Annotated in this window: 16 protein-coding genes and 1 CRISPR repeat array; of the genes, 2 read left to right on the top strand and 14 right to left on the bottom strand. The window is 64.9% G+C overall.

The genetic code is table 11. The features are described 5' to 3' along the window. The first annotated feature begins 188 nt into the window (after positions 1-188). A complete protein-coding gene (locus BKH20_RS10805) occupies positions 189-920 on the top strand; it encodes a UTRA domain-containing protein (RefSeq protein WP_075391069.1) in 732 nt (243 codons plus the stop codon). A gap of 166 nt (positions 921-1086) precedes the next feature. Here BKH20_RS10805 and BKH20_RS10800 read toward each other — a convergent pair whose 3' ends face one another. The 3 genes from BKH20_RS10800 to BKH20_RS10790 all read right to left on the bottom strand — a co-directional run bounded on the left by BKH20_RS10800 (position 1087) and on the right by BKH20_RS10790 (position 7015). Further along, complete coding sequence (locus BKH20_RS10800) at positions 1087-3138, bottom strand: glucose PTS transporter subunit IIA (protein ID WP_075391068.1); 2052 nt, start codon at positions 3136-3138, stop codon at positions 1087-1089. 103 nt (positions 3139-3241) lie between these two features. Next, positions 3242-4927: an alpha,alpha-phosphotrehalase gene (locus tag BKH20_RS10795; protein WP_075391067.1), complete on the bottom strand. Its 1686-nt coding sequence runs from the start codon at positions 4925-4927 to the stop codon at positions 3242-3244. A 279-nt stretch (positions 4928-5206) separates the two neighbouring features. Then, positions 5207-7015, bottom strand: coding sequence for a bifunctional folylpolyglutamate synthase/dihydrofolate synthase (locus BKH20_RS10790; RefSeq protein WP_075391066.1), 1809 nt, complete (start codon positions 7013-7015; stop codon positions 5207-5209). A 364-nt stretch (positions 7016-7379) separates the two neighbouring features. Between BKH20_RS10790 and BKH20_RS10785 the strand changes: the two genes are divergently transcribed. Further along, positions 7380-8702 carry a UDP-glucose dehydrogenase family protein gene (locus BKH20_RS10785; protein WP_075391065.1) on the top strand — a complete coding sequence of 441 codons (1323 nt, stop codon included), beginning with the start codon at positions 7380-7382 and terminating at the stop codon, positions 8700-8702. Positions 8703-8722: 20 nt separating this feature from the next. Here the strand turns inward: BKH20_RS10785 and BKH20_RS10780 are convergent, their stop codons facing one another. The 11 genes from BKH20_RS10780 to BKH20_RS14280 form a co-directional block, all read right to left on the bottom strand. Continuing rightward, positions 8723-10150, bottom strand: coding sequence for a lipopolysaccharide biosynthesis protein (locus tag BKH20_RS10780; protein WP_075391064.1), 1428 nt, complete (start codon positions 10148-10150; stop codon positions 8723-8725). Positions 10151-10237: 87 nt separating this feature from the next. Further along, the gene (locus BKH20_RS10775; protein ID WP_256693149.1) at positions 10238-10579 is read right to left on the bottom strand and encodes a serine O-acetyltransferase; all 342 of its coding nucleotides are present in this window, start codon (positions 10577-10579) and stop codon (positions 10238-10240) included. A gap of 86 nt (positions 10580-10665) precedes the next feature. Next, positions 10666-11772, bottom strand: a complete 1107-nt coding sequence (locus BKH20_RS10770) for an EpsG family protein (protein WP_075391062.1) — start codon at positions 11770-11772, stop codon at positions 10666-10668. A gap of 9 nt (positions 11773-11781) precedes the next feature. Then, positions 11782-12933 (bottom strand): glycosyltransferase family 1 protein, encoded by a 1152-nt coding sequence (locus BKH20_RS10765; protein ID WP_075391061.1) that lies wholly within the window; start codon positions 12931-12933, stop codon positions 11782-11784. Between the two features lie 65 nt (positions 12934-12998). Then, positions 12999-13781, bottom strand: coding sequence for a glycosyltransferase family 2 protein (locus BKH20_RS10760; RefSeq protein ID WP_075391060.1), 783 nt, complete (start codon positions 13779-13781; stop codon positions 12999-13001). Positions 13782-13812: 31 nt separating this feature from the next. Beyond that, a complete protein-coding gene (locus BKH20_RS10755) occupies positions 13813-14499 on the bottom strand; it encodes a sugar transferase (protein WP_075391059.1) in 687 nt (228 codons plus the stop codon). Continuing rightward, the gene (locus BKH20_RS10750) at positions 14496-15707 is read right to left on the bottom strand and encodes a DegT/DnrJ/EryC1/StrS family aminotransferase (protein WP_075391058.1); all 1212 of its coding nucleotides are present in this window, start codon (positions 15705-15707) and stop codon (positions 14496-14498) included. Before BKH20_RS10750 ends, BKH20_RS10755 begins: the two co-directional genes overlap by 4 nt. Next, complete coding sequence (locus tag BKH20_RS10745; protein ID WP_075391109.1) at positions 15707-17632, bottom strand: polysaccharide biosynthesis protein; 1926 nt, start codon at positions 17630-17632, stop codon at positions 15707-15709. The genes BKH20_RS10750 and BKH20_RS10745 overlap by 1 nt, the downstream gene beginning before the upstream one ends. A gap of 809 nt (positions 17633-18441) precedes the next feature. Next, positions 18442-19788 carry a polysaccharide biosynthesis tyrosine autokinase gene (locus BKH20_RS10740; RefSeq protein WP_075391057.1) on the bottom strand — a complete coding sequence of 449 codons (1347 nt, stop codon included), beginning with the start codon at positions 19786-19788 and terminating at the stop codon, positions 18442-18444. Between the two features lie 245 nt (positions 19789-20033). Continuing rightward, positions 20034-20888, bottom strand: coding sequence for an ATP-grasp fold amidoligase family protein (locus BKH20_RS10735; RefSeq protein WP_256693148.1), 855 nt, complete (start codon positions 20886-20888; stop codon positions 20034-20036). Positions 20889-21207: 319 nt separating this feature from the next. Continuing rightward, positions 21208-21366, bottom strand: a complete 159-nt coding sequence (locus BKH20_RS14280; RefSeq protein ID WP_178388597.1) for a hypothetical protein — start codon at positions 21364-21366, stop codon at positions 21208-21210. Positions 21367-21463: 97 nt separating this feature from the next. Continuing rightward, positions 21464-24487: direct repeats of the CRISPR family, unit length 28 nt; unit sequence GGATCATCCCCGCTCGCGCGGGGTTTAC. Between the last annotated feature and the right edge of the window lie 51 nt (positions 24488-24538).

Genomic DNA, 24538 nt, shown 5'->3' with positions numbered 1-24538 from the left:
TCCATCCTCTCACGCACCGGATGACCTCGCTCGTTGGGACCGGAAAGTAGCGTTTGACCAGCACAAACGATCCCCCCTCCGCAGGTGGCGCGGAGGAGGCCGACGACGTCATACTTGTATGCACAGGTTCAGGTGCAGTACCACTCGTCCACCGACCGTCACCAAGCCTCAGGAAGAGGAGCCGCCCCGTGGCCCAGGCCAAGTACAACCTGATCTTCCAGACCCTGCGCGGGCGCATCGAGTCAGGCGCCTACGGCTTCCTCGAGATGCTCCCCTCGGAGAACACGCTGGCCGAGGAGTTCGCGTGCACCCGCAACACAGTGCGCAAGGCGCTCGCTCTGCTCGTGGCCCAGGGCTATGTCCAGACGATGCAGGGGCGAGGCGTCCAGGTGATCTCCCGACCACGCGCAACCTCCACCTTCCTGGTCGGGGGGATCGAGTCGCTCCAGGAGGCCGCCGCACGCAACCGGATGCCTCTGAGCACCCACATGATCTCCTTGGAGGAGAGCGTGGTCGACGCCGAGATGGCTATGGCCTCCGGTATGACCGAGGGCGCTGAGATCATCGCAGTCAAGCGGCTGCGTCTGTTGGACGATGTCCCCCTCATCGTGGACACCAGCTACTTCCTGACCTCGTTGGTTCCTCATCTGACGCAGCAGATCGTCGAGTCCTCGATTTACGCCTACCTGGAGGAGGTCCTCGGGGTGCGGGTGGCCAGCGCGACTCGGCGGATCACGGTGGAGCGGGCCACGGACGAGGATCGCCGGCTCATCCACCTGGACGGGATGGACTGTGTCGTCGTCGTCTCCTCGGTGACCTTCGACTCGGCCGGAGTTCTCTTCGAGTACACGCGCTCGCGCCACTCCCCCGTGGGTTTCGCCTTCCAGGACACCGCGCACCGGCTGCCGGCCGAGCGCTGAGCCGAAAGCACTGCCCCAAACAGAGTCGCGCGCTCCGAGCGCTGCGCGAATGTCCACAGACACAGGTCGGTGGCCCGGCTGCATCTCAGGATGCTTCCGGGCCACCGACCTACTGATGACAGCGGGACAGGCTCGTTGAGCACGTCCGTGTCAGTAGGTCACCGTCCTACTTGGCGACAGGCTCGCGGTTGCCGAGGCGGACCTTCTTGACCGTGCGCTCCTTGTCGAAGTCGGCCTGCTTGAAGCCGAAGAAGTAGGTGCACAGGAAGGAGACCAGGAGAGCCGCGCTCCCGGCGATCCAGAAGCCGGTGAAGGAGGCGTCCATCCCCTTGGGGTTGACGAAGGACGGGAATCCGACGAAGCCTCCGGTGAAGCCCCACATATTGACGTTGAGCAGCCCGGTGAGCAGCCCGCCGACGGCGCCGCCGATCGAGGCGGTGACGAAGATGCGACCGTACTTGAGGTTGAGGCCGTACATGGCCGGCTCGGTCACCCCGCAGAAGGCGGAGATCGTGGCCGGGGCAGCCATGCGCTTGATGCGAGCGTCGCGCACCTTGAGCCAGACGGCCAGGGCACCACCGCCCTGGGCGATCATCGTGGCCGAGACGATGGCGTTGAGGTGGGAGTATCCGGGGCTGGCGAGCTCGGAGGAGATGATCGGGATGACCGCCCAGTGCAGGCCGAAGATGACCAGGCACTGGTAGAAGCCGCCGATGAGCAGACCCGCGAGCGTGTAGTTGAAGCCCAGCACCGCGTTGATGACGGTGGCGATCCCACCTGAGACGAGCATGACGACGGGACCGAAGACCAGCAGAATGAGGGCGGACACCACGAAGATCTCGATGAGCGGCCCGAAGATCGGTCGGATGACGGCCGGCAGCACCTTCTTGAGCCAGGGCTCGATCTTGGAGGCGAGCCAGGCCCCCACGATGATGGGGAAGATTGAGTAGGCGTAGGCGTTGCCTGCGGGCAGAGAGACCGGGATTCCGAAGAAGTCGGCATTGAAGACAGTGCGCCCCACGGTGATGACGTCGTCGGTGTTCTTGGACATGTCCACCACGGAGGGGTAGCACAGCACTCCACCGATGATGGCCACGACGATGGGGTCGGCGCCCAGGCGCTTGGCCGCGGTGAAGCCGACGATGATCGGCAGGAAGAAGAACATCGACGAGCTCATGGCGTCGATGAAGTGGAAGGTGTTGGAGGCCTCGGTGACGACCTTGAACTGGACGAGCAGTGCCAGGAGGCCCTTGAGGATTCCGGAGGCCGCCAACATACCCACCACGGGGATCATCGATCCGGTGATGACACCGATGAGGGAGGAGAAGCCGAGCTTGACCCATCCCCACAGGGTTGTGGGCCGCTCGACGACCTCGACGTCGGCGGTCTGCTCGCCGGCCCCCACGTTCGGCAGCTGGACGACGACGGCGTCGTAGACGTCGACGACGTCGGGGCCGATGACCACCTGGTACTGGCCGCCTGACTTGACGACGTCAATGACGCCGTCGAGGTCCGCCACAGCCTCGTCGTCGGCCAGGGACTCGTCCTTGAGGTAGAAGCGCACGCGGGTGATGCAGTGCAGGACGGAGCGGACGTTGTCGGGGCCGCCGATGCCGGTGATGATGTCGGCTGCGGTGGCGTCGAAGCCGGTAAGGCCGTCAGTGCGTGCGCCGTCGGAGGTACTGGCTTCAACCTCGGTGCTCGTGGCCTCTGCTGAAGCCGCAGCCTCACCCTCGACCTTGAGCGTGGCGATGGCGATGGAGGTGCCCGCGTCCGCGGCCCCTGTGGTGACGTCCAGGTGGGCCAGGTGAGTGATCGTGTTGGTCAGGACCACGATGGCGGTGGTCGCCTTGCCCGCGGCGCGGACGGCCTCAAGATCCATGGTGCCCAGGGCTTGTCCGGCCTTGACGGTGTCACCGACCTTGACGCTCAGGTCGAAGGGGGCGCCCTCGAGCTCGACGGTGTCGACACCGAGGTGCAGCAGGATCTCCAGGCCCAACTCGCTCTTGAAGCCGATGGCGTGACCGGTGCCTGCGACCATGGTGACGGTGGCGTCCACCGGGGAGACGATCGCGCCGTCGTCGGCGGGCTCGATCCCGAGCCCGTCTCCCACGGCCTTGGAGGAGAAGACGGGGTCGGGGACGTCGGTGAGGTCGATGACCGTCCCCGTCATCGGGGCGGAGATGGGGACCACGGGGCCGTGATCTGGTTCGGACATGGAGGGTTCCTTTCGGGGCGCGGAGGAGTGCGGTATCGGGGAGGGCGGCTCGGCTGCTCTCCGGGGCGGGCAGAGGACAGAGGCAGGACAGTGGGCAGCGGGCTCAGGCGAGCAGGGCGATGGCTTCGTAGGGCCGCAGGCGAAGCGCCCCCTCCTCAAGGCGGTCGGCGGCGGGCAACTCACCGGGGCTGCGTGAGGAGTCGTTGCCGTCGTAGTTGCCGATGAGGATGCGGGCGGCGACGAAGTCCTCGGGGACAGGGACCTCGGCATCATGGGCACTGAAGTTGCACAGCACCAGCAGGCGGCTGCCCTCGTGCTCACGGATGTAGGCCAGGACGTCCTCGTGCTCCAGGAGGTAGGGGGCGTAGGCGCCGCGGGAGATGACGGGCAGTTCCCGACGCAGGGCGATGAGGCGGCGGTAGTAGGGCAGGATCCGCCCCTGCGCCTCCTCGCGCTCGACATTGACGGCCCCCTGGTTGGTGGGCCGTAGCCAGGGCGTGCCGGTGGTGAATCCGGCGCCGGGGACCTCAGCGTTCCACTGCATGGGGGTACGTGCGTTGTCGCGGGCCTTGGAGTGGACGACGGCGAAGGCCTCCTGGGGCTCCATACCGCCGGCTGTCAGCTCCTTGTAGGCGTTGCGGGCCTCGATGTCGACGTAGTCCTCGATGGACCGGTAGGCGGGGTCGGTCATGCCGATCTCCTCACCCATGTAGATGTAAGGCGTTCCGCGCAGCAGGTGGATGACAGTGGCCAGCATGGTCGCGGACTCGACGTGGTAGTTCACGGGATCGGCGAAGCGGTCGATGGCGCGGGGCTGGTCATGGTTGTTCCAGAACAGGGCGTTCCAGCCGCCGCCGGCCTGCATGCCCAGGGCCCACTCGTTGAGGATGCGCTTGAGAGCGGCGAAGTCGTAGGGGACGCGGGTCCACTTGGCGCCGTTGGCGTAGTCGACTTTGAGGTGGTGGAAGCTGAAGACCATGCTCAACTCACCATTGGCCGGGTTGGAGTAGCCGACACAGGCCTCGACGGTGGTTGAGGACATCTCTCCGACTGTCATCGCATCGGGGTCCTGGCCGAAGCTGGCGGCGGAGAGCTCACGCAGGTAGTCATGGACGAGGGGGCCGTCGGTGTACATGTAGCGGTCATCGGTACCGGCGGGCGCATCCTCAAGCGGCAGGGTCTTGCCGATGACGTTGATGACGTCGAAGCGGAAGTCCTTGACGCCCTTGGAGCGCCAGAAGTTGACGACCCTCGCGGCCTGGGCGCGCACAGCGGGGTTGTGCCAGTTGAGGTCGGCCTGGGTGCGGTCGTAGAGGCACAGGTAGTACAGGCCGGTGTCGCCGAAAGGCGCCCAGGCGGGGCCGCCGAACTTGGAGACCCAGTTGGTGGGCAGCGAGCCGTCCTCCTTGGGCGGCAGCAGGTAGAAATAGTCCTGGTACTCGGGGTCTCCAGCCAGGGCCCGCTGGAACCACTCATGATCGGTGGAGACGTGGTTGAGAACCATATCCAGCATGACACCGATGCCGCGCTCGCCCAGGGCGGCGACAAGATCCTCGAAGTCCTCCATGGTTCCCATGGCTGGGTCGATGGCGCAGTAGTCGGAGATGTCGTAGCCGTTGTCCCGGCCCGGCGAGGGGAAGAAGGGGTTGAACCAGACATGATCCACCCCCAGCGAGGCGATGTAGTCGACCTTCTCGATGATGCCGCGCAGGTCGCCTACACCGTCACCGGTGGAGTCACGGAAGGACTTGGGATAAATCTGGTAGACGACGCTGTCCGTCAATGACATGCGGGACTCCTGTGGGAAGCAGGATGGAACCGAAGGACCCCCCCCCGAGCAACTTGTGCACACAAGCATGTGCTTGTGTGCACAAGTTGTCCAGCCTTACCCCTGTGTGCTGCCACACAGATAGACCGCGCCCGCTTCCCGATGCGAAACGAGTTCGGGAGGTTCGGACATCATGACGATGTCCGAACCTCCCGAACTGAGCAAGAGCTCGACCGATGACCACCAGCAGCACCGGCGGACCAGCTGCGAACCAGAGGGACGCACCCCAAACACAGGCCCTTATGGCTTGCCAAACAGGGCGCGGGCTTCTGCGGCCAGGACCACGGAGCCGACAATGAGGATCCCCGAGGCGGTCAGCGGGGCGTCATACCCCTCGGACAGGGCGACCGCCTGCTCCACGCCCTCGCCGAGCTGCTGGCTCACGACGACGCGGTCGGCACCGTAGACCTCCCGGGCGATCTCGCCAAGGTCGTCGACATCCATGGCCCGGGGCGAGTCGATGGGGACGCACACGACGGCGTCGGTCACCGGCTCCAGGCCCGCCAGGATGCCCTCGGCGTCCTTGTCCGCCATGACCCCCAGGACCGCCACGAGGTGCTGGAAGCCGAAGGCCTCCTCGATGGCTCCGGTGAGGGCCTCAATGCCGTGGGGGTTGTGTCCGGCGTCAACCAGGACCGTGGGCGAGGAGCGCAGCACCTCCAGACGACCCGGGCTGGTGACGGAGGCGAAGCCGTCCTCGACAATGCGCGCAGGCAGCCGGCGCCCGCCATGGACCGCCTCGGCGGCAGCCAGAGCCAGCAGGGCGTTGTGGGCCTGATACTCCCCGTGCAACGGAACGAAGACGTCCTCGTAGACGGCCGCTGCCGTGGCGAAGGTGACCATCTGGCCACCGACGGCGAGCTGGCGGTCGAGAACCTGCAGGACACCGGCCTCCGGCGAGGTGGGGTCCTCCTGCGGGTCCCGCTCCCGACGCACGATGGCCCGATGAGAGGCTGCGGCCTGCTCGATCTCGCCAGCGGCGTCGGGGACCTGGTGGGCGACGATGACGGTGGAGCCGTCCTTGATGATGCCGGCCTTCTCGTGAGCGATCTCAGTGATCGACGAGCCCAGCCAGCGCTCATGGTCCCGCCCGATCGGGGTGATGACGGCGACGTCGGAGCCGATGACGTTCGTGGCATCCCACCGCCCGCCCATGCCCACCTCGATGACGGCCACGTCGACGGGATAGTCGGCGAAAGCAGCCAGAGCCATGACGGCCAGCACCTCGAAGAAGGACAGGCGGGGGCCACCGGCGGCCTGGGAGCGCTCGTCGACCATAGCGACGTAAGGGGCCACGTCCTCCCAGGCGGCGATGAAGCCCTCCTCACTGATCGGTTCACCGTCAAGGCTGATGCGCTCGCGGATGGTGGCCAGGTGCGGGGAGGTGAAGCGGCCGGTGCGCATGCCGCCGGCGGCCAGAAGGCGCTCGGTCATGCGGGCGGTGGAGGTCTTGCCGTTGGTGCCGGTGATGTGAACGGTGCGGTAGGTGCGCTCGGGGTTGCCCAGGAGGTCGAGGACGGCCTCGACGCGCTCCAGGGAGGGCTGGACCTGGTGCTCGGGAGCGCGCGCGAGGATCTCGGCCTCGACCTGGCGCATGCGGGCGGAGATCTCGACACCGCGGGCGGCGGCTCGCAGGTCGCGCAGGTGCTCGCCCTCGGAGTCGTCGGGGAGCTGGGGCTCCCAGGAGTCCCAGTCGTCGGAGTCATCGGCGTCCACCTCGGCGAGGAGCTCCTCGAGGCGGTCAGTGTCACCGCCGGGGATCATGTTGGCGGCGACGAGCTCGCGCAGAGCCTCGAGGTCCTCACGGTCCTGGGCCTCGGCGTCGGCCTGCTGCTGGGCGCCGGCCTGCTGAAGCTCACAGACGGAGACGGTCTGGCCCTCGCCCTCAGCCAGGGCGGGGGCGCCTGCAGCCTCCAGGTAGGGCAGGAGCTCGGGGTCGATACCGGCCTGGCCGAAGACGGCGTCGACAACCTCCTCCCCCGTGGCACCCTCGGGGATGCCGAAGGCGGCGCCGGGCCTGACCTGCTTGGAGTCGTCGTCTACGGGCACTGTGCCATCCTTTACTCGACGTGACGGGTTGGGCAGAGGCTCTCTCAAGCGCTCCCGCCCAGTCCTAATCTAGCCGAGACCCCGAAGACTCCCGGCCACTCCCCCGACACGATGGCTGACAGAAGAATCACGTGAGCGCACATCTCTCACAGCAAGACCCAGGCCCGCGCAACGATTTCTTCTTAAATCTTTTTTCGGAGCACAAGCACATCCGAATGGCTCAGACAATACGACTACCATGATTGCCGCACGAATACTCAGTGAATACATCCTAATTATCGGTGAAATATTTGAGGAATTCACCAGGGGGGCCTGCGGGTATAGGGGTAGACATACCCCCCACATACCTGCCTAGGCTTCCTCCATGCGTTTATCAGTGATTGGTTGCGGATATCTCGGTGCTGTTCACGCTGCATCAATGGCGGAGCTTGGGCATGATGTGGTGGGCGTGGACGTCGACGCTCACAAGATAAATCTTCTGAGCAACGGCAGGGCGCCGTTCTTCGAGCCCGAGCTGGAAGGGCTTCTGACCCGTAACGTGGAGGCCGGGCGCCTGACCTTCACTCAGGACTTCTCCGCCATTGAGGGAGCCCAGGTCCATTTCATCGGCGTGGGCACACCGCAGTCCGAGTCGGGGGCGGCGGACATGACTTACGTCGACGCGGCCGTGACCTCCATGCTCCCTCACCTGGGGCACTGCACCAGCGGCCTCGAGGTGGTCGCCGGCAAGTCCACGGTTCCCGTTGGCACCGCCTCGCGCCTGTCCCGGCTGATCGAGCCGACCGGGGCGCTGCTGTTGTGGAACCCGGAGTTCCTGCGGGAGGGCTTCGCTGTTCAGGACACGCTGCGTCCGGACCGGATGGTCTACGGCGTGCCGGAGAATCCCGACGCCGCCGCCGGCGCCCAGGAGACGATGGATGCGGTCTACGCACAGATCCTGGCCGCCGACACTCCGCGCCTGGTCATGGACTACGCCACCGCCGAGCTGGTCAAGATCAGTGCGAACGCGTTCCTGGCCACGAAGATCTCCTTCATCAACGCCATGTCCCAGGTCTGCGACGCCGCGGGGGCCAATGTGACGGCCCTCGCTGAGGCGATCGGCATGGATGACCGTATTGGGCGCCGGTTCCTGCGCGCCGGTATCGGCTTCGGTGGGGGCTGCCTGCCCAAGGACATCCGCGCCTTCCAGGCCCGCGCCGGCGAGCTCGGCGTCGGCGACGCCCTGGCCTTCCTCGCGGAGGTCGATCGGGTCAACGACACCATGCGCGCCGGCGTCATCCGCACAGTTCGAGAGCTCCTCGGCGAGCACACCTCCGCCGCCACGGTGACGGTCCTCGGGGCGGCTTTCAAACCGGACAGCGACGACATGCGTAACTCTCCCGCCCTGGATCTCGCCGTGGAGCTGTCGGGCATGGTCGAACGGGTCGTCGTGCACGATCCGGCCGCCGGCCCGATCCTCGCTAAGAGGACGAACCGCCCCTACGAGGTCGCTGCCTCCGCGCAGTCCGCACTGGAGGGAACTGATCTGGTCATCATCGGCACGGAGTGGCGCGAGTACCGGGATCTCGACCCCGCCCAGGCGGCCGACCTGGTGCGCACCTGTTACGTCATTGACGGACGCAACTGCCTGGACGCGCAGGCCTGGAAGGCGGCCGGTTGGAGATACCGCGGCATCGGACGGCGGTGAGGGGCTTGGGCGGCGCAGGCTCAGCGCCGCCCAAGTCTGCGCATCAGCGGTCCGGCCACTGCGCGAGCGCAGGCGACCAGCACTGCCAAGTCGCTGGTCGCCAGGAGGATCAGGCAGGCCCAGACTGCCGCGCTCAGCCATGAGCCGCCATCGAAGGACATGCACGCAGTGATACCGATGAGCAGTGCGAGCTGGTAGGTGAGGCGCGGGCGGTCTATGGGTAGGTCGATGCGGCGCCTGAGGTCCCGTGCCCGCACGAGTAGGATGAGGGCGTAGGCCACCGCTCCGGCCAGGCCGGCGCCCCACGGCCCCATGAACGGCACGAGAGCCACGCCGAGGATCACGTTGACCACCGCCCCCATCGCTGTGGAGGCCATGAGAACGCCACTGTTCTTCAAGGCCTGATAGAAGCTCTCGAAGAAGATGCTGATGACCCCGAAGGATGCGACCAGCATGAGCAGGGGGACGTAGCGCCACCCCTCGGAGAACTCGGCCTGGAGCATCACCCTGGAGATCGGCCGGTTCAGGGCGATGACCAGGCCCGCGGCTGACAGCGTGGCCAGGGAGTAGCCCCGTAGAACAGAGCCGAAGAAGGCCCCGCGGTCGGGCGAATTGATCTCGCGGGCAGTGGAGTACTGCCAGGCCTGCTGAAACACGGAAGCCACAATGTTGACCAGCGCAGGCATCTTGCTCGCCGCCGTGAAGAGCCCCGCAGCCACGACTCCGCTGCCCCACAGGACCACGTACCGTCCCGAGACACTGACCAGCCACCACGACAGCAAGTTGGGCACGAGCGGCAGGCTGTAGACAAGCATCCGACGCAGCAGCACCCGATCAACCCGAAAAGGCACCAGCAGCCGGTACTCGGCCGACCCCAGGAACGCGACAAGACCACCCATCAGATAGCCAATCGCGAAGGACCACAGATACCCCTCCACACCCAAGTGTGCACGAAACAGGAGCAGATAGGTGGACACCACCATGGCCAGCGCATTGATCAGCCCATAGACCACGAAACGGCGCACATGACCCAGCCCACGGGCGAGCTGGGTCGTGGCCTTGAAGACGCACACCGAGCAGAACAGAACGAAGAAGGACCCCGCATGCTCCATACCCCACACGACACTGCCCAGGGCGCACAGCACCCCGGTGCACACGATGCCCCCACTCAGGACCACCAGGGAGCCGGCGAAGAGCTCATCCTTGCGAACGTCGTCGTCGATGGAGAACCGGTAGAGGGCCTCCACCACACCGAGCGAGAGCAACGGCAGCACGATCTCGATCGCACTGTTAAGCAGCTCGGCCGTTCCGTACTCACCAGCAGTCAGCGCAGTCGTATACAACGGCATGAGCACCAGCGAGACCGCCTTAACCGCCAAACCCCCCAGGGCGAACACCAAAGTATTGCCCAGCAGGAAAGCAACACGCCCCTTATGACTCGCCGACACCGAACTGCACCTTCCAGGCCTCGATACCGATGGTCTCATCACCCATGTTGGGTGAACCGATAGAGGCACCCCGCCGCAGAGCCCATGTCATGCGGTCTTCTCCCTGATGGTCCTGGCCGGAACTCCCGCGACCGTCGCGCCAGCAGGGACGTCGTGGATCACAACGGCACCCGCCCCGATCATCGCGCCATCACCAACAGTGATCGGCCCGAGAATCGTCGCTCCACAGCCCACGACGACATCCTTCCCCAACACGGGAACTGTTTCGATTCCCTTACGACCACCGATGGTCACTCCTTGACCGATATGACAGCCCGTACCGATCACGGCCCGAGGGTGGATCACAACGCCCAGGGCATGGTGCGGGAAATCTGTGTTCTCACCGATGCGGGCAGCATACGGAACGTCGCAGGCGAACACCACGCGCATAGCTCCGCGGACGAGGTATGCGGCGGGCGCAAGATGATGGCGCGAGAGCCACCGGGCAGCCGCATATGAGACGTAAACAGGATCCATTATGGGAGCCCTTTCTCGAGGAACGTGCGGTAAGGGAACAGGTGGTACCACTCGGGGCGGTACAGGAAGAAGATCGTGGAGGCCGCAAAGGCGATGACGATGAGCAGGGCACTGACGTAGGAGCGCTCGGGCCGGCGGCCCTGCACGGTGAGGTTCACCAGGCCGACGACGAAAGGCAGGGTCAGGTACATCTCCAGGCGGTCAACAAGGTTGAAGCCCAGAGACACTGTCACCATGGCAACATTTGCGACAGCGAGTGCCAGAAGGTTGCGGGTGCTCCCGGAAGGATCACTCTCCGCCGCAGCATTCCATCCGCAGGTGGAGGCCAGAAGCATGAGGAAGATGCGCACCACGATCAGCAGAACGGTGGCCGAGCGTACCCCACCATCGGCGTAGTCGCTGTGCAGGTAGTGACCGTAGTAGGCGGAAGACGCCGCAAGAGAGTTCATCACCCAACTCAGCGACAGCATACTGGTCCCGATGAGGGCACCCCACTTGAGCCAGTCACCGAAGGTACTCAGCCGCATGGCGGAGACGAGGTAGACGATGAGCAGGAGCAGGGCGCTGAGATGGAACTGGGAGGCGAGCACGATGAGCAGGACGTAGCGCAACAGCCTGCGCTCCATGAGCGCGGGGACGGCCAGTAGGAAGATCGCCACCGCAATACTCTGCCGGGTGAGGAGCGTGAAGTCGTAGAAGGCGGACATGCCGAAGGCGAAGAGAACTGCCAGGGAGTAGCTGGCCGCGTACCGCTTGATGAACAGAACCGCTGAACCGTAGACGAACACCGAGATGATGAACAGCAGGATGTTGAAGCTGTCCGTGATGCGGCTGACCAGGTAGTTGAGCAGGACGTAGCCGTACTCGAAGCGGCTGACGGTGAAGGCCTCCTGGAAGCTGTCCGTGGCAGCAATCGCCTTGAAGACGCGGTGATACTCGGCCGTGTCATTGCCGACACTGACGGCTCGCATGGAGGAAAAGGCCACAAAGGCCACGAAGGCCACGACCAGGATGACCGGGGAGCCCCGGCGACCGGCACTGCCCCGCAGCCCCAGGAGAGCTGCCGCCAGGAGAAGGGCGGCGAATAGTGCGAAGTGGATCCACATGCTCTGGCGTCACCATTCCGCTAACGCACGGTAACGGTGCCCCAGCCGTTCGGCTTCGTGAGTAATGTCGAAGCCCGCGTTGCGCGCGGCACTCTCCCCCGCCGCCCTGTGCCTCGGGTCCCGCCCGTGGTCAAGGGCCCGGCTGACATAGTGCGCCCACTGAGGCGCCGGCATGTCCAGCGGCAGAAACGACACCTCCCCGATCGAGACCTCATCGGTCACCTCGTCGGAGCACACCAGCGGGAGCCCCGCGCACTGCGCCTCTACCCCCACCATGGGCAGCCCCTCGTAGAAGGAGGGCAAAAGGAACATGTCCATGGCCTGGTAGAGGTCAGGGACGTCCTTGCGGTCCCCCAGGAACAGGACGCGGTCGCTCAGGCCCCGGTCGGCCACTACGGCCTCGATGCCCGGTCGTAGTGGGCCGTCGCCGATGAGCATGAGGCGGACCTCGGGGCGCGTACGGAACAGCTCGGTGCACACGTCGATGAGGAACCGGTGGTTCTTCTGCTCACTGAACCGCCCCACATGGCCGACGACGGGTGCGTCCCCCAGCTCCAGCCAAGCGCGCACCTCGGCGCGGACCGACTCATTGAAACGGTAGGTGGTCACGTCAATCGCGTTGGGAACCACCTCGAAGTGGTCTGGACCGAACAGGAAGTCACCGGCCGCCCGGGAACAGGCCAGGCGCGCATCCGAGTAGGCACCAATATTGCGGCACACGATCCAGTTGCGCACGCTCTTGAGACGGGAGTCGGAGTATGCGGTCGAGTGGGAGTGGACGGCGAAGGCACGTACCCCGCGGCGATGAGCCACCGGATAGAGGAAGCGCGAGAGGATGGGGTCATGGAGGTGCACTACGGGGTACTGCCCCGCATGCTGCTCCAGCAGCTGCCCCAGGGATGAACGGATGCGCCCGATGCGGTTCCCGGCGTCGATGACATAGCAGCGTCCGCCCAGCGACTCGATCTCCTCACGGTGGGTCTCGTCGGGTGTGGCGTAGCAGAAGAAGTCGAGCACCACCTGCGAGCGGTCCATGTGCCTGAGGTAGTTCATGAGCATGCTCATGACACCGGAACGCTGGGAGATTGATGAGTTGATCTGCAGGACCCTTAGAGGTCCGCCCCCAAAGTCCTGCGGGGTCGATGACTGTTCCTGACTCATTGCCGGCCTCCCTCCGTCGGCCCCGGGCCGGTCCGGGGAACTGCTCGTCCTGCTAACGCCCGTCCTCATTTCATCTTGAGGGTCTTGATGAGGACCCACACGCCGATGTGGAAGACGGAGCGGGGGACGCTGAGATGCTCGATGTCGCGGTAGAGCGTCCAGTGGTACTTGACCAGGCTCCGCTTGTTGGCCGACACCGATCCTGAGCGCAGCCGGTACCTCATGAGCACGACCGGCATCCCCCAGATGTAGGGCTCGGTGCGGAGCATGCGCAGCCATAGGGCGTCGTCGTTGCGCTTGCGGATGTTGGGCACCTCGAACTTGCCCAGGCGCGCCACGTCGTACATGACGGTGGAGTTGCCCACCGGGCAGTCCAGGAGCAGGCGGTTGTAGCTGATCCTGGTCGGGCTGCGCACGATCCTGCCGGTGGGCACGCCCTGCTCGTCGATCTGGGCGTAGGCGGTGCAGGACATGGCCACGCCGTGCGAGGTCATGAAGTTGATCTGGCGCCTGAGCTTGTCGGGGTGCCACAGGTCGTCGGAGTCCAGGAAGGCCATGTAGCGCCCCTGGGCCAGCTCCATCGCCCGGTTGCGGGCCATGGCGGCGCCGCTGTTGGTCTCCAGGCGCACGTACCGGATCCGCGGGTCGTCCTTGGCCAGGGCCCCGACCACGTCGGCGGTGTCGTCGGTGGAGCAGTCGTCGACGACGAGCAGCTCCCAGCGGGGGTGGGTCTGGGCCTGGACGGTGGCGATGGTCTCGGCAATGAAGGCGCCGCAGTTGTAGGTCGGCATGATGATGGAGACCAGGTCGGAATCCGGTTCGCGATTGTGCTCGGTGCCTGCTGTCATGCTTACTCCTTAGGTATCGTCGTTGCGCGTCTCATGTGGCCACCGCCAGGACGGTTCTCAGTGCGATCGACAGTTCCCGCCCGATACTGAAGTTCTGCACGTCGCGCAGGTTGAGGAGCATCTTGGCCGGCAGGATCTGGGTGAGGTAGGCGTCCTGGCTCGGCGGGGCGGCGGCCAGGATCTCGGCCTCGTCCTTGAACTCGATGGAGGCCGTGGAGGTGACCCCGGCCGGTAGCAGCAAGGTGGCCCGCATCTGTGGGGTGTACTGCTTGACGTACTCGGGCACCTCCGGCCTGGTCCCCACGAAGCTCATCGTGCCGCGCAGGATGTCGATGAGCTGACTGATCTCATCGAGCCGGTACCGGCGCAGTACCGCACCGACCTTCGTGACCCGGGGGTCGTTGCCCCGGGTGATCTGGTCGCCGGGGTCTGCCGGCCGGTGCGTCATGGTGCGGAACTTGACGATCCGGAACTCGCGTCCGAACTGGGTGACCCGCCGTTGGCGGAAGAACACCGGCCCGGGCGAGTCCAGCTTGATGAGGGTCGCCAGGATGATGAACAGCCACCCGAGCAGCACTATCAGGATCGTCGCTCCGACGACGTCGAGCAGACGCTTGAGCCGCAGCTGGAGTCCGCGCCGGGACAGCACCTCGTAGTAGGGACGGACCTCCTCGGTCCGCAGGGAGGCTGGCAGCTCCTCCCAGGGCGGCATCCTCATGATCGGCCCATCGCCGCGAGCGTCTCGAGCGCGCAGCTGATGACGTAGTCGACCTGCTCGTCGGTCAATGAGGTGTGCAGAGGCAGGCTCACTTCGTTGGCATAGAGGGCGTAGGCCCGTGGGAAGTCCTCAATGGTGAAGCCGAGGTTCCGGTAGGCGCTCAGCAGGGGCAGCGGCTTGTAGTGGACGTTGCAGGCCACGTCCGCACTCGCCATGCGCTCGATGAACTCGTTGCGCGCCTCCTCCCCCAGGCCCGGCAGGTTCGCCAGGTAGAGGTGCCCGGAGGAGACGCTCCCCTCCTCGTAGTGCCGTAGCGATGTCACGCCCGCCGGCGCCAGAGCCTGGTCGTAGCGGGTGATGATCTGGCGCCGACGCTCGAGCATCGAGTCGTAGCGGGTCATCTGGGCCAGGCCGATCGCGGCGCACACGTCGGTCATGTTGCACTTGTAGGCGGGGCTGACGACGTCGTACTCCCAGGCCCCCAGTCGGGTCTTGGACAGGGCGTCCTTGCTCTGCCCGTGCAGGGACAGCAGCATGTACTGGCGGTAGAGCTCCTCGTCCAGGTCCAGCTCCGGCCTCCACGTGACGGCCCCGCCCTCCGCGGTGGTCAGGTTCTTCACGGCGTGGAAGCTGAAGGTGGTGAAGTCGGCGGCACTGCCCGAGGGCGTGCCGTCGCGCCGGGCACCGAAGCTGTGGGCGCCGTCGGCGACAAGGGCGACGCGGCCCAGTGCCTCCTGGACCGGCCCTGCCGGGGTGAAGAGGTGGCTGTGGCTGTCGACGACAGCGCGCAGGGCCGGGTAGTCACACATACGTCCACCGACGTCGACCGGGATGACGGCCTTGGTCCGCGGGGTGATGGCGGACTCCAGGACCCGGGGGTCCAGCCCGTAACCGCCGCCGGCGTCACCGGCATCGACGATCACCGGGGTGGCGCCCACGTGCACGATCGGGGAGGCCGAGGCCGTGTAGGTGTAGGCCGGGACAATGACCTCGTCTCCGGGACCGATGCCCAGGACTCGAAGGGTCAGCTCCAACGAGGCCGTTGCGGAGTTCAGGCAGGCAGCCCGGGCGGTTCCGCAGCGCTGCGCCACCTGTTTCTCCAGGTTCTTGGTGCGCGGCCCCGTGGTGATCCAGCCCGATCGCAGCGCATCCACCACTTCCTGGCACTCGGCATCGGTGATGTCTGGGGGTGAGAAATCGACGCGCATCAGCCTGCTCTCCTCATCGTCGGCGACGTAGTTGAATCGTGGTCAAAGCGCGGTTGGTAGGTGGGCACCGCGCGAGCGAGCTCCCGCTTGATCTCGTCATTCCCCTCGGGAAGGCATCGCTTCAGCCGAGCGATCGTGTCCTCCACCTCCTGCATGGTGGGCGGCGACGCCGTGGAGACGAGGATGGACTTGTTCTCGGTGGGATGCAGGTCCTCTCCGTCCATCCGTAGCTCCTCGTAGAGCTTCTCGCCCGGCCGCAGCCCGGTGAACACCACCTCGATGTCACGTCCGACCCGCAGGCCCGAGAGCTTGATGAGGTTGACGGCAAGGTCGTAGATCCGCACGGACTGCCCCATCTCCAGGATGAAGATCTCTCCGGCCCGAGACATCGAGCCTGCGGTGATGACCAGCTGGGCCGCCTCCGGGATCGTCATGAAGTAGCGGGTCATGTCCTTGTGCGTCACGGTCAGTGGCCCGCCTGATCGCAGCTGCCGCTTGAACAGCGGGATGACGGAGCCATGGCTGCCGAGGACGTTGCCGAAGCGCACGGCGGCGAAGACGGTGGTACGACTGGTGCTGGCCAGGGCCTGAACCTCCAGCTCACACAGCCTCTTGGTCGCCCCCATCACGTTGGTCGGGTTCACGGCCTTGTCCGTGGAGACCAGGATGAAGTGGCTGCAGCCGAGCTCCTCAGACAGACGGCACACCATCCAGGTGCCCAGCACATTGTTCTCCACCGCCTCACGGGCGTTGTCCTCCATGAGGGGGACGTGCTTGTGCGCCGCCGCGTGGAAGACGACCTTGGGCCGGTAACGCTCGAAGCAGTCTCGAACAATCCGCTCATTGGTCACCGAGCCGATGACGACCGACAGGGACACCCCTCGCTCAGCGGCCTTGGACTGCATTTCGTGGAACAGCTCGTAGGCTGTGTTCTCGTAGACGTCGAAGATGACGATCTGGCGAGGTTGGGCCTCGATGAGCTGGCGGACGAGCTCGGAGCCGATGGAACCGCCACCGCCGGTCACCAGGACGACCTCTCCGCGCACGTAGCCCATGCTCATGGTGTCGAAGGCGACCTCATCGCGGCTGAGCAGCTCGGAGATCTCCACCTCCCGCAGTGCGATCCTGCCATCGTCCTGCTGGGCCAGGTCCCGTACGTTCGGCAGGGTCAGTATTCTCAGCCCCGTCTTCAGGCAGATGGCCAGGATGCGCTGGCGCTCGGAGGCCAGAGCCGAGGGGCAGGCGAGCACGATCTGCTCAGCCTGGCACTCCTGGGCAATGCGGGGGATGTCCTCACACGAGCCGTAGACCTTGACACCGTGAACGTGGCGACCGTGTTTGGTCACGTCATCGTCCACCAGGGCCACCGGCTCGCCGCGCATGTCCTCATCGCACAGATGCATGCGCTTAATGGTCAGCGAACCAGTCTGTCCCGCGCCGACGATGAGTGTGCGGGGCCGGGCCTCGTGCGCTCCCGCTCGGGCGCTGCGTTGCACCTGGCTGCTCCACAGGGCCCGCACGGCGAGACGAGTCCCGGCGGTCATGATGGCGAGCAGTGCCCAGGCCATGACGTAGGAGCGCACCGACAGCCCGCCGTCGAAAGCCAAGGAGAACAGCAGATCCCCGCACACCGAGCCGACAACGGTCGCGTAGAGGATCCGCAGCGCCTCGGTCATCGAGGCGTAGCGCCACAGGCTGTTGTACATCTTGAAGGCGGCGAAGACCCCGACGTTGACAACCGCGGGGACGCCCACGGCCAGTAGGCCACCGGTTGCCCCCGTCGCCGTCGCCCACTTCGTGGTCCCCCACGCCGCGCAGTACAGGGCCAGGTAGGTAGCCAGAACGTCGACAACCATCAGGGCGATGGGCTCAATCCGGCACACGGGCAGGTTCACCCACGCCGGTCCACGAGCAGGCTGCTGCATGGGCGCGGATCCGATCGACGAAGAGGCGCTGGAGAGGGCCAACGCCTCATGTCCCTCGGATGCGCGTGACGACAGCGGCTTCGAATCAGGCTCGCGGCTCCCGGCACTCCCGTCAAGACGGCTTGTCGCATCGGAGGAGCACTGACGCGTCTCAGCCATGGGTCGTCACACTCCACTGTGCCGGCCGATAGGTAAAGGACGTACGGCCTGTGAGCGAGGAACTCTGATCAAGCGAGTCGCACTGGCAGAAGCGACAGAATTCAAATGTCATCAGGGTTTCAATCTGCGGATGGGCGAACAGCATTGGCTGATTCGCTGGACGGACTGGAGAATACGACTGCAATCACCGAAGCAGGCAACAACAGATCAACAACATGGCAGCTGAACCACATTCAGCCAACACGAGTACTTGCCGTTTTTTACGGCTCTGCATCAATCTAACATCAGATGCCACCGATTGGAAGATTCTGACGTGATTCACTCGCAATCATCGTTTCTTGACAGAAACAACGCCAGTTGATGATATGAATTCACCAACCAACACTCGCCAACTGTTTGAAACAACAATACCAAGGCGACTAATGCTACATAACTGACAGATGTCTACACTGCGATTAAATAACAATCTCATAAACATCTTGACAGCGACAGTGAGTGTTCAGCACGCGCCTCGCGCACGAAAGAACGTAGCGCGACACCACACCCACTGCGAGAGACGGAGCATGCTTACCGAAGACGCTTCGGGGCCAACAGCGATAGCCTCACAAGTCCCAAGCCTCCACGTGCCGATCATGACGTATGTCAGGAGCCTAGGCGGGCACACTCTCGGCGGGAACGGCGCTGCCCCGCACGCCCTTGCGCTTTCCTCCGGGCTCCGACACATTGTTGAGCACCACTCCGAGCATGCGCCCACCCCCTTGCTCGACCGCCAGGGCCGCCTCACGCAAGTCCTCCGCGCTGGTGCGACCAGCACGCGCCACGAGAATGACGCCTCCGGAATGGGCAGCCAGGACCACTCCGTCAGTGAATCGGAGGACTGGCGGAGCATCAATGATGACCAGCCGGTCTGCTGCCAGCTCACGCAGCAGATCGCGCATCATAGGGGCCCCCAGCAGCTCGGAGGGATTCGCCGGCATTCGGCCTGCGGGCAGAAGCTCCAGGCCCTCTACCGCCCCTTTGACCAGAACCTCACCGAGGTACGCCGAGCCCGTCAGAACGTCTGCGAGCCCAGGACTGCCCTGCAGCTCGGTTGTGCTGCTGGGCGCACGCAAATCTCCTCCGACCAGGACAACCCGGTGCCCAGACAAAGCCAGAACCCGCGCCAGGCTGGCAGCGGTCACCGACGTCCCCTCCTGCGGACCGGCCGAGGTGACGACTATGACTCGCCGGCCGCCCTGAGACAACGCATGAAGCACGTTGGTGCGGGCCACACGCAGCTGCTCCTCCATCTTGAGCTCCGCCCCTCGACTCAGCCACCGCAGCGACGGAACCCGCGGCAGGGCACCGAGCAACGGCACCGACAGCGCCTCGCGAACCTCCTCGGGCCCCTTGAGACTCTTGTCGAGCAGCTCCTGAACGAGGATCCAGACATAACCCAGGACCAGCCCGGCCAGCAGCCCCACTGCCACACAGGTCACCAGGGCAGGCGAACGAGTCGCGCTGACCAGCTCGGCAGAGGACAGCAGGACGATCTCCACGGGAGAGTCCTCCCCCTCCAGGTCCTTGATCTCGACGGAGGCCTGACGAACGACCTCGTCAGCCAGGACCTGAGCGCGGTGCGACGAGGAGGCAGTGGCAGAGACCTGCACCGACACCGTCTCAGGGACCCTGGTCGCAGAGACCGAGGAGGCGAACTCCTCCGCCGTCTCATCCAGCTTGAGCGAGTCCACGACTCGCTGAGCGACCGCAGCCGAGGTGAAGACGGGGACCACGGCGTCGGCCTTCATTGCGGCGAGCTGTGCCGCATTGTATTGAGACAGCGTGCTCTGCGCCGGATCTCCCGCCACTTTCACGCGCAGATAGGCTTGGGAAGTCGCCGTATAGGTGCTTGGCGAGGCGAAAGCGAACAGCATCGAGGCCAGTACGCAGACGACCAGCGCCAAAACCAGGGATCCAATACGTCGACGGGTCAGGTGAAGAAGGTCCTCTAGTGTCATCTACGCACCACCGGATAATATCAGGGCTGACAGGGCAGGGCGCCAATCAATGCGAAACTTCAATGAAAGAGCGCCATTATTTACGACCAAGACAGTAACACACCTGAGGTCGCGACACGCAAGCGGTCGGTCGTTTTAATGAGGAAGCACTCATAACATCGATGAGTTCTTGAACATTTCTTCCCAATGAAGCGGACTTGTTTCGTAGGAAGTCTACGAAATACCTTCCCTGCCCGCTTGTCCCGTCACAGCATGACGCCCTTGAAGCACTTCTTCTCCGGCAGGATGATCCGGTCTCCGAACACGCGATCATAGCGCGAGGGAGTGAAGTCCGACAGCCCATCAGCATCCGTGAAGGTGATCTCGCCGAAGTAGACGTCTCCATCGACCTCGTAGAAGTCGATGCGCGCGCAGGCGAACCCCTTTCCGAGCTCGCCAGCCAGACGGAGCATGGTCTCCAGGCCTGCGGGTGCCGGGATGTCCGAGGCCCGGTCGGCTTCACAGGTGTACTCAAAAGGTGCTCGGGTCCAGTCAGGCAGGTAGGTGCCCCGCAGCGCACGTCCCTGAGTCCGGTCCACAGTGAAGATGAACTGGACGACCCCGTCGAACACCATGAACTTGTAGTCTCGTAGTCCTCCTGAGGCGTCACGCAGGAAGGGCTCGCACACGATGCGAGGCTCGCAGTACTCGTAGTGCAGCTCGAAGCCGCCCTTCATCGCCTGGCGCAGGCCAAGCCACTCCCGCAGGCGTTGACGAGTCCTTGCCACATCGAGTGCACTCTTGTCAGGCACGAGGATGTTCCAGCCAGAGCCATGCGTGGCCTTGAGAACGAAGCTGTCCGGGAGGGACTCGAAGTCGATCTCATCGGGCGAGTCCCACACACCCAGCAGGGGTACGAGGTACCTCTCCCCCACCTTGCCGGCAACCCACTGACGCACCAGGAACTTGTCCGCCAGGCGCCCTTTGACCGGCGTGGAGTCGTAGAGCTTGAGCCAGTGGATCTTCTCCGTCATGGTGCGCGGCTCCTCCACGTGGCAGGGACGGCACTTGAACAGCCAGTACCAGTGCTTGAGCGCAGAACGGTAGTGATCCGGGGACATCCGACAGTTATGACGATAGATCGCCCGCTTCAACCAGTTCTGAACCGGCGGGGAGAAAATGACCTCTGCGGCACCTTTGACACTCATTGTCAATACCTCTTAATGAGAGTGCCGGCAGCCCCACCCAGGGAAGGGACACGCGCACGCCCCTCAGACCGCCGTGTCGGCGGCCTGATGAGTACCGGCCAGGGAGATGACAGAGGCGGTCCTGGGGGAACAAGAGCACACCGTTGCCCGACCAGACCCTGGTGGCCGAGCAACGGCTTTATCCTGCATCACACCAGATGTATTTGTAAAGTAATCGACTGAGCGTGTTGAGTCAGGCCTCGCCCGCCCCCGTGGCCGTCTCGGTGACCTTCTCGACGGTGGCGGTGGGCTCCTTCGCAGCCGGGTCCGCCACAACGGAGGCATCCACGCAGCCGACCTCCCGCTTGATGAGGTCCAGGTGGGCACCAGTCCAGGCACCCCCAGGACTCATGAGCCGGTCACTCCACCTCAAGCACACAGGCCGTTTTCCCACTCTCCCACCCGCGCAGGGTTCACAGGATCCTCCCCCTCCTTGGGCAAGTGCTCTTGGATCATCCCCGCTCGCGCGGGGTTTACACGATCAGGTTCGGTGCGGCCGCGCATACCGCGGGATCATCCCCGCTCGCGCGGGGTTTACGACACGCTGGAGGACGAGCAGCGCATCGTCGTGGGATCATCCCCGCTCGCGCGGGGTTTACAGCCTCGCCCCCTACGTTGAGGGGTACGTGGACGGATCATCCCCGCTCGCGCGGGGTTTACCGCGATCTGCTCGACCCTGAGCAGCAGTACTCCGGATCATCCCCGCTCGCGCGGGGTTTACGGAAGGGCTGAGGGGCTTTCCATCACAGGGGACGGATCATCCCCGCTCGCGCGGGGTTTACCCTGGATGCGGATGGTCCGACGGATGAACTGCGGGGATCATCCCCGCTCGCGCGGGGTTTACCACGTGCGGCCCGCGTCGCTTCTCCCCATTCCCGGATCATCCCCGCTCGCGCGGGGTTTACACCTGGTGGCTGACGCCCTGGCCGCGCCCGGCGGGATCATCCCCGCTCGCGCGGGGTTTACATCGTGGACAGGGTCCCCTGCCACAGCGGCCCGGGATCATCCCCGCTCGCGCGGGGTTTACGATGAGGCGGCGGACAAGATGAGCCACCTCACGGGATCATCCCCGCTCGCGCGGGGTTTACACCCTAGGTCAACCTCGTCGCGGCCGTCCCGGGGGATCATCCCCGCTCGCGCGGGGTTTACCCGTCTTGCGGGGGGGGCGGTCATCAGGGCGACCGGATCATCCCCGCTCGCGCGGGGTTTACTGGCTGTGGTAACCGAGCACACCTGCGTCTTCAGGATCATCCCCGCTCGCGCGGGGTTTACGCGCCCGAGATGGCCAAGCGAGCAAACACCCTGGGATCATCCCCGCTCGCGCGGGGTTTACGCGGCGGCTGGGCGTACCCCACTCCGAGAACCCCGGATCATCCCCGCTCGCGCGGGGTTTACTCACCTAGACCACCACCACTACTACCGTAGGGGGGATCATCCCCGCTCGCGCGGGGTTTACCAGGCATCACAGATGCCCACCATCGTGAACGAGGGATCATCCCCGCTCGCGCGGGGTTTACGACTCGAACCTGAGGGACGACCTGGATGCTCAGGGATCATCCCCGCTCGCGCGGGGTTTACTCCCTTGTCCCCCTTGACGCCGCCGCCACCGCCGGATCATCCCCGCTCGCGCGGGGTTTACGCAGAACTTGCTAGGGCATTTAGCGCGGAGTTGGGATCATCCCCGCTCGCGCGGGGTTTACGCAGGCCAACGCCGTCACCCGTCTTGAGCCCCCGGGATCATCCCCGCTCGCGCGGGGTTTACGCCTGGGCCTGGGCTCCGGCCAGTCGGGAGACGGGATCATCCCCGCTCGCGCGGGGTTTACGCCGCCGGACGGTACCGGGAGGCCCTTGCGGCCGGATCATCCCCGCTCGCGCGGGGTTTACACGGCCCAGATGCTGCTCAGTCGTCGTCTTGTCGGATCATCCCCGCTCGCGCGGGGTTTACCAGGGCTGGGGTGTTCTGTTGTGGGGGTGCCCCGAGGATCATCCCCGCTCGCGCGGGGTTTACTCGTAGCCGACGTCGGAGGTGAACCTCAGCGTCGGATCATCCCCGCTCGCGCGGGGTTTACGGCTCGGACTACTCCAGTGGGCGGTGACTACCCGGATCATCCCCGCTCGCGCGGGGTTTACGGCCTTGCGGATGGTGCTCATTTTGGGGTTCTTGGATCATCCCCGCTCGCGCGGGGTTTACGTCGGGACAGGATCGCCGACCTCAAGGACACGGGGATCATCCCCGCTCGCGCGGGGTTTACCCCGGCACCCCTGGCTTTGGAACACCAAGGACAGGATCATCCCCGCTCGCGCGGGGTTTACGCCAGGCAGCCGCCCCCACCAGGGGAAGGGTTGGGATCATCCCCGCTCGCGCGGGGTTTACCGCCGACGGCCGGTTCTCGGTGGTCGACAGCCCGGATCATCCCCGCTCGCGCGGGGTTTACCCCGCTGTCGCAGACCGTCCTGGACGGCAGCACGGATCATCCCCGCTCGCGCGGGGTTTACGTCCTGCTCGGTCAGAACGACTACACCGCCCTGGGATCATCCCCGCTCGCGCGGGGTTTACGCTGCTGTCTTGTCTCCGTCGATGACGCCCCAGGGGATCATCCCCGCTCGCGCGGGGTTTACTCGTCGACAATTGATGGGGAAGTGCCTGGCCCGGGATCATCCCCGCTCGCGCGGGGTTTACAGGTTGTGTTTCCCTCAACCGTGTCGATCTTGGGGATCATCCCCGCTCGCGCGGGGTTTACGGGATTGATCCGCGGTTCATTGAAGCAACTATCGGATCATCCCCGCTCGCGCGGGGTTTACTGTTCGTTATTATCCCGATACTCAGCGCATTCAGGATCATCCCCGCTCGCGCGGGGTTTACGGGTACTCGCCAGACTCGGAAAGTTCGCTTACCGGATCATCCCCGCTCGCGCGGGGTTTACTGGTCCCACCTGCGCATGACCAGACGCCCGTTCGGATCATCCCCGCTCGCGCGGGGTTTACATGCAAAGATCGTTGAAATCATTAATGGGAAAGGGATCATCCCCGCTCGCGCGGGGTTTACCCCACCGCCGCGCTCAAACGCCTCCAGGACGCAGGATCATCCCCGCTCGCGCGGGGTTTACCACAGTCTCGGTACAACAACTTGCGTGCTACGGGGATCATCCCCGCTCGCGCGGGGTTTACACCGAAAACAACTGCCTCATTCATTTTCGGGTCGGATCATCCCCGCTCGCGCGGGGTTTACGATGAATTAGAAGACGAAGAACTATTCGAGTCAGGATCATCCCCGCTCGCGCGGGGTTTACGCAATCTGTACGGCATTGTTTAGCGACGACTCGGGATCATCCCCGCTCGCGCGGGGTTTACCATTCTTTTACTTTATCACTTCCATTGATTATGGGATCATCCCCGCTCGCGCGGGGTTTACCGCGAGGAAATGCGATCGTTTATTCCCGAGGAAGGATCATCCCCGCTCGCGCGGGGTTTACTCTAGTGCCGTCTTTTTAGCATCAAGAGTTTTGGGATCATCCCCGCTCGCG

It is taken from the genome of Actinomyces oris (genome assembly GCF_001937445.1).
In the GTDB taxonomy this organism is placed as follows: domain Bacteria; phylum Actinomycetota; class Actinomycetes; order Actinomycetales; family Actinomycetaceae; genus Actinomyces; species Actinomyces acetigenes.
The sequence above is the reverse complement of the archived record's forward strand: the minus strand, read 5'-3'. Positions and strand labels throughout refer to the sequence as shown.